This is a genomic window from Erythrobacter sp. JB3-1 (genome assembly GCF_057364995.1).
Genome location: NZ_CP200289.1, coordinates 450,639 through 463,541, shown reverse-complemented (window position 1 = coordinate 463,541; position 12,903 = coordinate 450,639). Strand labels below are relative to the sequence as shown.

Below are 12,903 nucleotides of genomic sequence, written 5' to 3'. Positions count from 1 at the left end.
TCTTAACCTCAATCTGAGTACGGGTGACCCCAGATAATTTTGGGGAAAGTGTGATCTCATGACAGATATGAGCAATCCGGGTTTTGGTCGTTCGCAAGAAAGTGGTGCACGCGCAACCGATGGCGCTAATGATGCAGTCGCAGGGATGCATGCCGCAACCAGCGCGCCTGCACCGGCTACTGCACCTGCGCCAGCGCCCGAGGCAACGCCTTCGCCCGCTCAAACTCCGCAGCCCGCTGCTGCGGGTCAGCCATCCTCGCTGTCGGCTGCTGAGCAGAAGTCACACGAAAATGCCAAGCAACCCATCGGCGTAGTCCTAGAGATTTCCGGTGCTGGCTCTCAGGTTGCCATCGATCTTCAGCGTCTTGCTGAATGTATGGAAGATGCCGATCCTTCGATCGCGCTCGCTGGCCAAGTCGGTAGTCAGATCAAGATCCGCGTGGGCGATGCATGGCTGCTGGCCAATGTGCGTGACCAGCGCAAGGATCGCCGTAACGACAAAGGTATCACTGCCAATATCGACTTCCTCGGCGAGGGGCAGGAAGAGAAACTGACGGGCCGCATCCATGGCTTCCGCCGCGGTGTGACGCGCTATCCGGTTCCTGGTGCGCTGGTCTATCCGGCGACGACCGAAGACTTGAAGCAGATCTACGCCAGCGATGGCCGCGCGAACATCACAATTGGCACCGTCTATCCGACTAAGGATATCCGCGCCGGCATGTATATCGACGCGATGCTGGGTAAGCACTTCGCGCTGCTGGGCTCTACCGGTACTGGTAAGTCGACCAGCGCCGCGCTCATCCTGCACCGCATTTGTGAGGCAGCGCCTCAGGGGCACATCGTCATGATTGACCCCCACGGCGAGTATTCCGCAGCTTTCCGCCAAACCGGCCACATCCTCGATGTGTCGAACCTGCAAATGCCGTATTGGCTGATGAACTTCGAGGAGCATTGCGAAGTTCTCCTCACCAGCGACGGCAACGAACGCCAAGTCGATTCTGACATTCTCGCCAAGTGCTTACTGCATGCTCGCTCCAAGAACCGCTTGGCCGAGACGATGGGCAAGATCACCGCAGATTCGCCGATCCCGTATCTCCTGTCCGACCTCGCGACCAAGCTGCAGGACGAAATGGGCAAGCTCGACAAGGCCACATCCTCTGCGCCCTACATGCGGATCAAGGGCAAGCTCGACGAGCTGAAAGCCGATCCGCGCTATCAGTTCATGTTCTCCGGCATGCTCGTTGGCGACACGATGGCCGACTTCATCGCCAAGGTGTTCCGCATGCCCGGCGATGGCAAACCGATCTCGATCATCGACGTCTCGGGCGTCCCATCAGACATCACCTCGACCGTGGTTGCCGTTCTCAGCCGCCTCGTGTTCGACTTTGCGATCTGGGGCCGCGAAGAGAAGACCCGTCCGATCCTGCTCGTTTGCGAGGAGGCTCACCGCTATGTTCCAAACGAGAAGAACTCGGACGGTTCATCGGTTGCCAGCATCCTTGGCCGGATCGCGAAAGAGGGCCGGAAATACGGCATTAGTCTGGGCCTCATCACCCAGCGCCCATCCGACCTTGCCGAAGGTGTGTTGTCACAATGCGGCACCATCCTTTCCATGCGTCTCAACAACGACCGCGACCAGGCCTTCGTGAAGGCCGCCATGCCGGAAGGCGCGCGCGGTTTCCTCGATTCCATCCCCGCGCTGCGCAACCGCGAGGTGATCATCTGCGGCGAGGGTGTCGCGATCCCGATCCGCGTGAGCTTCGACAACCTCGAAGAGAGCAAGCGTCCCGCATCCGAAGACCCGAGCTTTGTTGACCTGTGGTCGGAAGGCGGCGGCGAGGAAGAGGTCGTGAGCCGCGTCGTCCAGCGCTGGCGTTCTCAAGGTTAGCGATTCTTGTGGTCCGCACGCTATCCAGCGTGCGATGTCCTCGCTCATGCGACCTGAAGGTCGGGTGGCGCTGCGCGCCGGGTTCTGCGACCAAGCCAGATGGATGGTGCAATTTCGAAGCCGCTAGGCTTCGCAAGCGCGACCGCGCGCCGCGGCTGATGCCGCGAAAGCCAAGCGGGCCGGATGGCCCGCGCCCGGCGCTTGAGGGCGCAAGCAAACTACGTACCCCTTTCATCACCATACAGGTGGATATGCAGCCGGTCTGACATGCGAAAGCCATGCTGAAGGCACAGCGGGCTGAGCCATTCCTCGCGCGCTCGCAGTGTCTGGCTGTCCGTGCCCTCTGGCATCAGGAATACGTGGCCAGGTTTGAACATGTAGCGCCGCTGTAGCTCCAGCACCTCCTCCACATCCTTTGGCGAAGCGATCACGAACTTGAAGTAGGCGCGCGGATCGCAAGCGTAGAAGTCGAGCCGCTCCGGGATCAGCGCTAATTCCGTCTCATTGCCCGAATGCGCTAGCTTGGGGCTGACGTTGTACTGATCGACGCGAATGTCGACATGAGACGGCGCTTTGGTCGTCCCATTGGTCTCTATCTCGATCTCCATATCCGGGATCAGCGCCATCAGATCGGCCAGCGCCGCACCTTGCAGCAGCGGCTCTCCGCCAGTGATGACCAGCCGCTTCTGCCCCAGCGCCAGGATGCGCGCCGCGACGTCCGCAACCTCGAGTGACACCTGATTGGCCTTACGCTCAAAGGCGATGCCATGGCGGTGCGGGCGGCTCTCGTCAAAGCGCCAGGTGTAGGCCGTGTCGCACCACGTGCAGGCGAGGTTGCAGCGCGAGAGCCGCATGAACGCCACCGGCGTCCCGACGCTCGGCCCCTCGCCTTGCAGAGAGGCGAAGATCTCCGGCCCGCCGCCATCCGCGACCGCTCCGTCTGTGGCCAGCACCAGCTTCATGGTTGAGCGCTTTCTGTTGTGAGTGACCGAGCCACCCGCGACCTCCACCCTTCCACCCGGATAGTGTCCCGGTAGGCTCGAGGTGGAAGGGTGGAGGTCGCGGGTGGCTCGGTCCAACTCCGTTCATCGCTCTTAGTGCAGGCTTGGAACGCCTGGAGCACAGTCCTAGCGCTTAAAACTAATCGATCACAGGCGTGGGCATTAATCGGTTTTATCGATTGAAACGGAGGGAATGCAGCATGGCTCATAACCCGCACCTTTCGCATATCCCGGTAGCGTAGGAAACTATGGAAGCGCGTTACCTTCTGAAGCGCATTCGAGAATAGGAGACTTAACGCGAGCGACCATTTGCCGACCGAAAGCCCAATTTCATGATTTCGCACCTATCCAAACAGAGCCAAGCGACACGTTAAGATCCGAAGATGAGGCGTTGCAAGTTGTGCAACGCGCCTTTCCCTCTCTGCGATGGCAAGTCTCAGAGATTTATATGATCTATGGCTCGTCAAGCGGCATTGCTGCCTGACCCTCTCCCAAACTTCCGCTGGAGGCGCTATTGCGTCTCCAGCATCTTTCCAGCCCGAATGCTCTGGCGCTCTTTCTCTGTCTCACTCACAAGCCAGGCACGAAAGCGCTCAATCGCGTGCGCACTGCCCGATGCTGGTCGTATCGCGACCACATAACTGCAGGACGTAGGCACATATTCGCCAAATGGCCGCACCAGTCCCGCTGGGTCGCCGTAAAACGTCACCATGTCTTCCAGAACGAGCGCCAATCCAAGCCCGCTTTGAGCAGCAGCAATCAATAGACGCCCGTCGTCAAATTTATCGATCTTAAGATCAAGATCATCTGTCAGCCCGATCTCGCTCTTCCAGTCTTCCAGAATGTGGGGCAGATCCCGATGGACTAGAATTGGCGTGGATCTGAGAGCCTTTTTCAGCCCATCGCGCCTATCGACCAGCCCTTCTCGAGCTACAAGGAACGCTCCTTGAGGTCGCAACACTTCAACCTTCACCGGTTCCGCGCCTTCTTCCGCGAAGAAGATGATCATATCCAGACTCTCTCCAAGCTTCTCGACCGGCGACCCAGATGTGTCGAGTTGGAGATTGATGTCAGGATTGCTCTTTCGAAATGCTTCCAATCGCGGGATCAGCCAAGCGGTCGCGAATGACGTCGGCACACCAACTGCCAAACTCTTACTCTTGATTGGACCACGCTGTTCGAAAGCAGCCAGTATCTCGTCAAAAGGCTTTTCAATCTCCGCCAAAAGACGACGCCCCTCCTGATTAAGCCGGTACTCATTCCCTCGACGAATGAAGAGCGGGCAACCCGTATGCTGCTCGAGTTTTTGAACGCGGCGACTTAGGGCAGAAACCGAAAGGTTTAGATCGAGCGATGCGCGCCGCAGCGAACCTGATCGCGCCGCAGCGACAAAAGCTTCTAAACTTCCAGTGGGTGGCAGGCGACGAATGAGTAGCTCCTTTGTTTGCTTCGTTCACATGCACCACAATGCTGCAGTGCACAACACTTGCTCACCGCGAACTCCAAAGGCATTCGTAGAAATACCAATACTTTCAATATCTTTGGGGCGTTTCCAATTTTGCAATTTGGTATTGCCTACTTTGCGATGGAACGGAAATTTGGGCTGGGCATACTGCAGTGCAGCAAAAAGGAGTCTAGCATGACAAAATTAATGACCGCGTTTTCAGCCGTATTTCTCGCCGTTGCGATGCCAAATGTCGCTCAAGCCAAAGAGGTGGTTGAATTTGCGTTGAAAGAGAGTGAACTGACCACTCCGACTAAGCGTGAATTGCTACTGGCTCGCATCAAGTCCGAAGCTTTTCTTTCGTGCAAAAGCGCGGCGCTTTATGTGCCAGCGGCCGCTATAGAGCGTTGCGCAAATGATCTTACCGACCAATTCGTAGCGGCAATCGCTCACCCGGATCTTTCACTTCTGTCCAAGCAGGATCCGAAACGGGTATTTCGGGCGGCACGCCGCTAGTTTTATTGGTCAAACTGCTACTAACTCCGGCAAGCTATGCCTTGTCGGAGTTAGTCGTGTCTAAAGTCCCAATTTGCTGAGTACAATTGCGTTTGAGCCTATTTGTTTGCGGATTGCACGCTTCCACTCGAATACGAGCTTTGGGCATTGGCCACACGCATTGGCTAATCAAGGAGTGGCTCTGGCGAACGTTCGTCCCACAAAATGTCACCCATCATCGATTCCCAGTGCCTGCCTGAAACCAGATCGCCATTGGCTCCGTAGGCATGTCGCGAAGCAGGAACCTACCCCAACCGCGCCAGCGCCGCCCTCAGCCGCTCTGCTTCTGCCGAGTGATGCGCGAAGTCGGCTTTGGCTTTCTCGACCGCTTCGGGCTTGGCGCGTTCGACGAAGTTCGCATTGCTTAGGCGGCCTTCGAGAGATTTTGCCTCTTTTTGGCTCGCTGCGAGCGCTTTTTCCAAACGCGCCTTTTCCTCGGCGATATCGATGATCCCCTCCAGCGGGATCACGAACACGTCGCTACCTGCGGTCACTTGCATGGCCGGGCCATCGGGCGCCTCGCCCAAGGTCACTGGAGTCAGGCGGGCGAGCCGTTCAATCGCGGCGCTGCTGCGCTCTATTGTGCTGCTGGCAAGCTCCGACGCGTTTGGCAGGAATGCCGACAGTTTCGCGCCGGGGGCAATGCCCAGCTCGTTTTTGGCGCTGCGGACATTGCTGGTCAGCTCGATCACCCAGTCAATCGCTTGGGTCGCAGGCTTGCTGACGTTTGCGCGCGGATCGGGCCATTTGGCGGTGATGATCGGATATTCGCTGCGATCGTTACCGTTGAGCGCGCCTTGCGCATGCCACAGCTCTTCCGTGATAAACGGCATGAACGGGTGCAGCATAACGAGGATTTGATCGAGCGCCCAACCGGCAACTTCGCGGGTTTCGGCGGCTGCGGTCTCGCTCGCGCCTTCGGCAAACACGGGCTTGATCAGCTCCAGATACCAATCGCAAAAGCGCGACCAGGTGAATTGATAGATCGTGTTCGCCGCCGCATCGAAGCGCAGATCGGCCATCGCCGCGTCCAGCGCCTCTACGGTTTGCTGAACCTCGCCAATGATCCACTGGTTCGCCGCCAGCCGCGCCTCTGGAGCGGCCAAAGTACGGCTCGCGCCAATGCCATTGGACTGGCAAAAACGCGTCGCATTCCAGAGCTTTGTCGCGAAATTACGGTATCCCTTGACCCGCTCATTATCCATTTTGATATCGCGGCCCTGGCTTTCCATCGCCGCCATAAAGAAGCGCAGCGCATCCGCGCCAAATTCGTCAATCAGGCCGAGCGGATCGACGACATTGCCCTTCGACTTGGACATTTTCGCGCCGTCCGCCGCGCGCACAAGGCCGTGCAGATACAGCTTGGGCCAGGGCGCTTTGCCCATATTGTACTGCCCCATCATCATCATCCGCGCGTCCCAGAAGAACAGGATGTCAAAGCCGCTGATCAGCAGATTGTTGGGGAAGTGTTTGGAGAGGAGGTTTGGCTTGGAGGGAAGGTCTAATTCGCTTCCCCCAAGTGAGTTTGTGATTCCCGTTGTCCGTGGACCGGTTTCGAATTTTTCCTCTGGCCAACCGAGCGTGGCGAAAGGCCACAGTGCGCTAGAGAACCAAGTGTCGAGGACGTCTGTATCTCGTATCAGGTCAAATTCTACAGTGGATTCGTCAATTTCTCTGAAGTGTGCTCCATCGAATTTATAGTCGGGATCATCCGTATCAACGATGCGGATTTGGACTTTCAAACGGGTAATACTCTCATATCTTTGTCGAGCATTCTCAATGATTTCGTCTTCGCTTACTCCCACAAATTCAAATATTTTTTTGGAGTCGTCCGTGAATATCGTGGTTTTGAATCCGTCTTCGTTTGCTTCGCAATGTGGTCCGTACCAAACTGGCACTCGGTGGCCCCACCACAGTTGGCGCGAAACACACCAAGGCTGGATGTTCTCCATCCAGTTGAAAAAGGTCTTCTCCCAGCTTGGCGGGATGATTTCGATTTCGCCCGACTTCACCTGCTCAATCGGTTTCGCGGCGAGTTTTTCCGCATCGACATACCATTGGTCGGTCAGCCACGGCTCAATCACCACGCCGCCGCGATCGCCAAAGGGCGTCGCGATGGTGCGCGGTTCGGCGTCGAGTTCCTGCTCTTCGCCCTTCTTGGTCTTGGTGATATGCGGGATGAGGAAACCTTGCTCCTTCAGCCGCTCGATCACCATTTCGCGCGCGCCGGGCGTGCCCCCATCTTCTTTGGCTCGCTTGAAGCGGTGTAGGCCAAGGAATTCCTCTGGCACCAGCCCGTCCGACGTTTGACAAACATTCGCATCGCCATCGAGCATGTTGAGCATATCGCCCGCCGCAATTCCGGCGCGCTTGCCAACTTCAAAGTCATTGAAATCATGCCCCGGCGTGATCTTCACCGCGCCGCTGCCCAGTTCTGGGTCTGCGTGTTCATCGGCGACAATCGGCACTTTGCGGCCCGTGATCGGTAGCACTACATGCTTGCCAACAACGCTGGCATAACGCTCATCAGTGGGATGCACCGCGACCGCCATATCGGCCAGCATTGTCTCGGGCCGAGTGGTCGCAACCTCGATGTAATCGCGGCCGTCCGCCAGCGTCACGCCGTCTTCCAGCGGATATTTGAAGTGCCAGAAACTGCCCTTCAAATCCTGCGTCTCAACTTCAAGATCCGAAATCGCGGTCTTCAGCTTTGGATCCCAATTGACCAGCCGTTTGTCGCGGTAAATCAGGTCGTCATTATAGAGGTCAACGAAGGTCTTGAGCACTGCCTTGGTGAAGTGCTCGTCCATCGTGAATTGCTCTCGCGACCAATCCATTGAGCAGCCCAGCCGGCGCAGCTGGCCAGTGATGGCGCCGCCACTCTCGGCTTTCCACTCCCAGACTTTCTCGACGAATTCCTCGCGCGAATAATTGGTGCGCTTGTCCTGGCGCTCTTCCATCTGGCGCTCGACCACCATTTGCGTGGCAATGCCCGCATGGTCCGTGCCGACCACCCACAGGGCGTCTTTGCCGCGCAGCCGCTCGTACCGCACGACGATGTCCTGCAGCGTGTTGTCGAGCGCGTGGCCGATATGCAGCGACCCGGTGACGTTTGGTGGCGGGTTCACGATGGTGAAGGGTTCTGCGTCCGGACGCTCTGGCCGGAACAGGCCCTTCTCTTCCCAATGCTGGTACCAGCGCGCCTCAATATCGGCGGGGCTAAATGTGGTGGGCAGTTGGTCGGTCATTTTGGCTTTGTTCTCGCGTATGCTCGCGGCCGTAGCCTCCCACGCCCTCCGCCCTACCACCCGGAATATGTCCCGGTAGGTTCCGGGTAGTAGGGCGGAGGGCGTGGGAGGCTACGGACCTCAAAAAAGTCACCCACTCCAATACAGCCGTCATGCTGCGACGCAACGGAGAGTTTCGCCTGCGCAGAAACAGATGGCTTGTGGTGCGCGAAATTTGTCCGCATAGCCTCAACCATGGATGGGGCCGCGCAACTCTCTGTGACCGAGGATGAGGCCGGGCGCATCGCATTGGCGCTCGAAGGTCCCTTGCTCGTATCCACCGTCGGCCCGCTCGACCGTGAACTCAACGATCTCTCGCAAGAAATCACTACGATTGACCTGTCCGGAGTCGAAGAAATCGACACCATTGGCGCCTGGGTGATGTGCCGCCTGGCTGCCCGCAACAATGCTGAAATTGTTGGCGCGAGCGAACGGGCCAAGCGCCTGCTTGATGCGGTTGAGACCGCAGGCAGCGATGCCGAGATCACCCCGCCGCGTGTGCCCGTGTGGGAACGCGTGCCCGAGGCGATGGGTGAGCTGGTCTATGACATGCGCACAGGGATCATCGGCGTAGTCGGCTTCCTTGGCCGGGTCTTAATCGCCGCAGGCCGGCTGATGCGCCATCCCAGCCGTTTTCCGATGAAGGCGATGGTGCGCCAGATGGAGCTGGTCGGCGTGTCCGCTTTACCGATCATCGGTCTGATGAGCTTCCTGATCGGCATTGTGATCGCCCAGCAGGGCGCGGTGCGGCTGGAACAATTTGGCGCAGAAGCGCTGACTGTGAACCTCGTCGGCCGGATTACTCTGCGAGAGCTGGGCGTGCTGATGACCGCGATTATGGTCGCTGGGCGTTCTGGCAGCGCCTTTGCCGCGCAGATCGGGACGATGAAACTGACCGAAGAGGTCGACGCCATGCGCACCATCGGCATTTCGCCGGCAGAGGTGCTGGTCATCCCGCGCATTCTCGCATCAACATTTATGATGGTGCTGCTGGGCTTCTACGCCTCCATCGTCGCGGTCATCGGCGGCGCAGTGGTTGGACAGGTCGCGCTCGGCATTCCGTTCTTCACCTTCCTGGAGCGTATTCAGGAAGTTGTGCCGACCTATGATCTGTGGGTCGGCCTAATTAAAGCGCCGGTGTTCGGCCTGATCATCGGCCTTGCGGGCTGTTATCACGGCATGCGGGTTGAGGGGAATTCCGAACAGGTTGGCCTGCGCACCACCATGGCGGTGGTCTCTGCGATCTTTGCCGTCATCGTGCTCGATGCGTTTTTCGCCGTGTTCTTCACTGAAATTGGCTGGGGGTGAGGATGGAAGACACGCTTCACCCACGCTTTAGCGGCAACCCTCCGATTGTGGTCAAAGGGCTAGAGAACAAGTTCGGCGATTTCGCAGTGCATGACGACCTGTCGCTGGAGGTTCGCGAGGGAGAGATCCTGGGCGTGGTTGGCGGCTCTGGCACTGGCAAATCGGTGCTGATGCGCTCGATCATCGGTCTGCAAATTCCCACCGCTGGTGATATTTCGGTGTTTGGCCGCAAGATTACCGGGATTGATCCCGATCAGGATCTCGGCGTGCGTTGCCGCTGGGGCGTCATGTTCCAGGGCGGGGCTTTGTTCTCCACGCTAACTGTCGGCGAAAATGTCGAAGTGCCGCTGAAGAAGTTCTTCCCCGATATTGATGACGAGCTGCGCCGCGAGATCGCGCGGTACAAAGTGCTGCTGTCGGGCCTTCCCGAAGATGCGATCGCCAAATTTCCATCAGAGCTGTCTGGCGGCATGAAGAAACGCGCCGGCCTTGCCCGCGCGCTCGCGCTCGATCCAGAGCTGCTCTTCCTGGATGAGCCAACCGCTGGCCTTGATCCCATCGGTGCGGCGGCCTTTGACAGCTTGACCAAGGAATTGAAGGAAACTCTTGGCCTCACGGTATTCCTCATCACCCACGATCTAGACACTCTGTACGAGATTTGTGACCGGGTCGCTGTGCTCGCTGATAAGCAAGTGGTGGCCGTGGGCACGATCCCGGAATTGCTCGAGACCGGGCACCCTTGGATAATCGAGTATTTCAACGGCCCGCGTGGGCGCGCTGCATTATCAACGCATCAACGCGGCGAGCAGGGATAGACAGATGGACAAGTCCATAGACAAGTCCTGCGATGGACAGGCATAGGTAGGGCAATGGAAACACGGGCCAATCACCTTTGGGTAGGAGCTGTGACGTTGGTGCTGCTGGCGGCGCTGGCGGCGTTTATCGTTTGGATCGCGCGGCTGGGGCAGGGCGAACAGAACGAATATGATATTTTCTACAACCAGTCTGTCTCTGGCCTCGCCAATGGCAGTCAGGTTTCCTACGCGGGCGTTCCCGTCGGCCAAGTGCGCGAAATCGCGCTGTCACAAGAAGACCCTGAGTTTGTCCGTGTGCGTATCCGTGTGAAACAGGACGTGCCTATTTTGGTCGGGACCGAGGCCAGTATCGAGGCAAGCTTTACGGGCGTTTCAACGATCCTGCTGGATGGCGCGCGCAAGGATGCACCCGAAATCACGTGTGAGACCACCGCCTGCCCCGAAGGCGCACCGGTGATCCCGCCGGGCCGGGGCGGCTTTGGCGAGATTGTCGCCAACGCGCCGCTGCTGCTGGAACGCTTGGCGACTTTGACGGAGCAGCTCAATACCATTCTCGGCCCCGATAATCAGGAACAAATCTCTGGCATTCTGGCTAACACCAATCGCCTGTCGGGTGAGCTTGCCAATGCCGCGCCGCGGCTGGAGGGCACGTTTACCGAGCTTGAGGTTGCCTTGCGCGAAGCGGGTGAGGCGCTCGATGCGTTTGAGCAGATCACCGAATCGACCAATGTCCTGATCAATCAAGAAGGCACCGCGCTGTCGAAAGAGCTGCGCGGCACGCTCGCCTCGGCCAATCTGGCGGCGGCAGAGCTGGCGAAGACACTGGAAGACACACGGCCCGCCGCGCGGCAATTGCGCGAAAGCACCATTCCGAGCGCTGAGGCGACGCTGCAAGATTTGCGCGCGACCAGCCGGGCGCTGCGCAATGTCACTGAAAAGCTCGACAATCAGGGCGCTGGCGCGCTGCTGCAGGGCCAGACTTTACCGGATTACGAGCCATGAGAGGGCCGCTCACTATGAACCGTTCATCTGTGCGTTCCGCCGCATTTAAGGCCTCGAAACTGGCTGTTATCGCGCCGCTGGCAATCGGCCTTTCCGCCTGCGTCAGCCTTGGCTCAGAGCCGCCGGAAAGCCTGCTGACCCTAACGCCGACAGCGTCAGTGGCGGCGGGCCAAGGTGGGCCGATAGTCAACGATGACGCGATCTTTGTCGCGACGCCAGAGGTGCCAGCCCGCCTCGATGTAACCCGCATTCCGGTGCGGGTCAGCGAAACCGAGGTCGCCTATTTGCAAGACGCCTTCTGGGTCGAAAAACCAGCGCGGCTGTTCCGCCGCTTGGTTGGCGAGACCTTGCGTTCGCGCTCTGGCGGCCGCGTGCTGGTGCTCGATACCGATGATGCTCCTTTGGACGCGAAGGTGGCCATCCGCGGGACTTTACGAGAGTTCGGCTATGACGCCTCGCGCTCCGCCGTCGTGGTGCGCTATGATGCGATCATCTCGCAGGACCGGGGCGCAGAGGATAGCGCGTTTGCGACGCGCCGGTTTGAAGCGGTGGAGGAGCGCGTGATCGCCGAACCCGCAGCGGTTGGACAGGCGCTAAACCGCGCGGCGAACCGTGTCGCTCAGGAATTGGCGGATACTTTGGTCAATCCTGCAAGCGCATCGTCCACTCAGCCAGAGTGAGCCATTAGCCGCGCGCTAAAGTGATAAACTGATGCGCAGCGAGGAAGTCCATGCGGCGTTTGGCGCGGCGTTCCTCCGCCTCTTCATCGCGGCCCCATAGGTCGGCCTGCCACGATTCCTCGAGGCACACTGCATCCCAAAGGCTGTCCGCGTCAGCACCCGGCTCGCTCGCCAGAACGGCGGTGATCAGCGAGGACGCCAAAGATGCCATCGCCTCCAGCCCCGCCAATGCGAATGCGCTTTTCCCTTCGATCCGGGCGCGCAACGCGGCGAGCGCCGCCTCGCTTTGCGGTTTGTGAACGATGCCGCTGACCCGTGTGAAGGTGAAGCCGCTCGCTTCTTCCAAAGGCTGAAGCAGCGGTTCCCACACCTCCTGCTGGCGCGCGAAGAAAGCGTCCTCTGGGTCGGCGCGGTAACACAGAGTGTCGGTCTCGCCGTAGTTTAGCAGTTTTTCAATCACATCGCCGCGTGTGCTTGCAATCACATCAAGCGCATAATCGGCCATATCGCGGTAGACGAACTTGCTGGTGTCGAGCTTCTCGCCTTGCTCGGCCCATTCGGTCGCCATCGCCTCGGCCAGCGCCTTGCTGGGCACGGCTTGAGGCGCGCCGCGAACGGTTTTGATGCCCCGGCCATCCAGCGTCACTTGCCAGCCCGCGCCGTCATCCAGCTGAGCCACCGCAACCTGCTTATAGAACCGCTTCACTCTTTCGGGCCCTTCCAATGGCGCACCAAAGCATAGGGGCCGAAGAGAAAGGTGAGCAGTCCCGCCACGCTGATCACATAGCCGAGCCAATCGGGATAGCCCTCAACCACGCCGCGCGTCATCGCAATGCCCAGCATAACCGCGCCCAGGCCAAGGAAGCGCGCGCCGCTCATCATGGCGACGCGCTGTTTGGCTTGTTGTTCTTTATCCATCGGCG

11 protein-coding genes and 1 pseudogene are annotated in these 12,903 nt (G+C 58.9%); 6 read left to right on the top strand and 6 right to left on the bottom strand.

What is annotated here, in order from left to right; translation table 11 throughout:
• Positions 1–58: 58 nt before the first annotated feature.
• Complete coding sequence (locus AC0V6M_RS02275) at positions 59–1,888, top strand: ATP-binding protein (RefSeq protein WP_486137245.1); 1,830 nt, start codon at positions 59–61, stop codon at positions 1,886–1,888.
• 218 nt (positions 1,889–2,106) lie between these two features.
• Here the strand turns inward: AC0V6M_RS02275 and AC0V6M_RS02270 are convergent, their stop codons facing one another.
• From AC0V6M_RS02270 to AC0V6M_RS02260, 3 genes and pseudogenes are all read right to left on the bottom strand, one after another.
• Complete coding sequence (locus AC0V6M_RS02270) at positions 2,107–2,850, bottom strand: 7-carboxy-7-deazaguanine synthase QueE (protein ID WP_486137244.1); 744 nt, start codon at positions 2,848–2,850, stop codon at positions 2,107–2,109.
• Between the two features lie 550 nt (positions 2,851–3,400).
• Entirely contained in the window at positions 3,401–4,114 is a 714-nt protein-coding gene (locus AC0V6M_RS02265; RefSeq protein ID WP_486137243.1) for a LysR substrate-binding domain-containing protein, read from the bottom strand.
• An 18-nt stretch (positions 4,115–4,132) separates the two neighbouring features.
• Positions 4,133–4,309: pseudogene (locus tag AC0V6M_RS02260) on the bottom strand (helix-turn-helix domain-containing protein); the annotation flags it as partial.
• A 66-nt stretch (positions 4,310–4,375) separates the two neighbouring features.
• Here AC0V6M_RS02260 and AC0V6M_RS02255 point away from each other — a divergent pair.
• Entirely contained in the window at positions 4,376–4,849 is a 474-nt protein-coding gene (locus AC0V6M_RS02255; protein ID WP_486137242.1) for a UrcA family protein, read from the top strand.
• 284 nt (positions 4,850–5,133) lie between these two features.
• Here AC0V6M_RS02255 and AC0V6M_RS02250 read toward each other — a convergent pair whose 3' ends face one another.
• A complete protein-coding gene (locus AC0V6M_RS02250) occupies positions 5,134–8,136 on the bottom strand; it encodes a valine--tRNA ligase (RefSeq protein WP_486137241.1) in 3,003 nt (1,000 codons plus the stop codon).
• Between the two features lie 234 nt (positions 8,137–8,370).
• On the opposite strand from AC0V6M_RS02250, the gene AC0V6M_RS02245 reads away from it, so the two are divergent.
• From AC0V6M_RS02245 to AC0V6M_RS02230, 4 genes are read left to right on the top strand one after another with little or no spacing between them, the layout of a single operon-like run.
• On the top strand, positions 8,371–9,483 hold the full coding sequence (locus AC0V6M_RS02245; RefSeq protein WP_486137240.1) for an MlaE family lipid ABC transporter permease subunit: 1,113 nt from the start codon (positions 8,371–8,373) through the stop codon (positions 9,481–9,483).
• A 2-nt stretch (positions 9,484–9,485) separates the two neighbouring features.
• Positions 9,486–10,298, top strand: coding sequence for an ABC transporter ATP-binding protein (locus tag AC0V6M_RS02240; protein WP_486137239.1), 813 nt, complete (start codon positions 9,486–9,488; stop codon positions 10,296–10,298).
• 54 nt (positions 10,299–10,352) lie between these two features.
• Positions 10,353–11,300, top strand: a complete 948-nt coding sequence (locus AC0V6M_RS02235; protein WP_486137238.1) for an MlaD family protein — start codon at positions 10,353–10,355, stop codon at positions 11,298–11,300.
• A 14-nt stretch (positions 11,301–11,314) separates the two neighbouring features.
• Positions 11,315–11,980, top strand: a complete 666-nt coding sequence (locus tag AC0V6M_RS02230) for an ABC-type transport auxiliary lipoprotein family protein (protein ID WP_486137237.1) — start codon at positions 11,315–11,317, stop codon at positions 11,978–11,980.
• A gap of 4 nt (positions 11,981–11,984) precedes the next feature.
• Here the strand turns inward: AC0V6M_RS02230 and AC0V6M_RS02225 are convergent, their stop codons facing one another.
• Together AC0V6M_RS02225 and AC0V6M_RS02220 are read right to left on the bottom strand one after the other, a co-directional pair.
• Positions 11,985–12,686: an ATP12 family chaperone protein gene (locus AC0V6M_RS02225; protein ID WP_486137236.1), complete on the bottom strand. Its 702-nt coding sequence runs from the start codon at positions 12,684–12,686 to the stop codon at positions 11,985–11,987.
• A complete protein-coding gene (locus AC0V6M_RS02220; protein WP_486137235.1) occupies positions 12,683–12,898 on the bottom strand; it encodes a hypothetical protein in 216 nt (71 codons plus the stop codon). Before AC0V6M_RS02220 ends, AC0V6M_RS02225 begins: the two co-directional genes overlap by 4 nt.
• Positions 12,899–12,903: the final 5 nt, after the last annotated feature.

Excerpts from the sequence above, each read along its gene's own strand:
- AC0V6M_RS02275 (WP_486137245.1), top strand. The coding sequence starts at position 59 with ATGACAGATATGAGCAATCCGGGTTTTGGTCGTTCGCAAGAAAGTGGT.
- AC0V6M_RS02270 (WP_486137244.1), bottom strand. The coding sequence starts at position 2,850 with ATGAAGCTGGTGCTGGCCACAGACGGAGCGGTCGCGGATGGCGGCGGG.
- AC0V6M_RS02250 (WP_486137241.1), bottom strand. The coding sequence starts at position 8,136 with ATGACCGACCAACTGCCCACCACATTTAGCCCCGCCGATATTGAGGCG.
- AC0V6M_RS02245 (WP_486137240.1), top strand. The coding sequence starts at position 8,371 with ATGGATGGGGCCGCGCAACTCTCTGTGACCGAGGATGAGGCCGGGCGC.
- AC0V6M_RS02240 (WP_486137239.1), top strand. The coding sequence starts at position 9,486 with ATGGAAGACACGCTTCACCCACGCTTTAGCGGCAACCCTCCGATTGTG.
- AC0V6M_RS02235 (WP_486137238.1), top strand. The coding sequence starts at position 10,353 with ATGGAAACACGGGCCAATCACCTTTGGGTAGGAGCTGTGACGTTGGTG.
- AC0V6M_RS02230 (WP_486137237.1), top strand. The coding sequence starts at position 11,315 with ATGAACCGTTCATCTGTGCGTTCCGCCGCATTTAAGGCCTCGAAACTG.
- AC0V6M_RS02220 (WP_486137235.1), bottom strand. The coding sequence starts at position 12,898 with ATGGATAAAGAACAACAAGCCAAACAGCGCGTCGCCATGATGAGCGGC.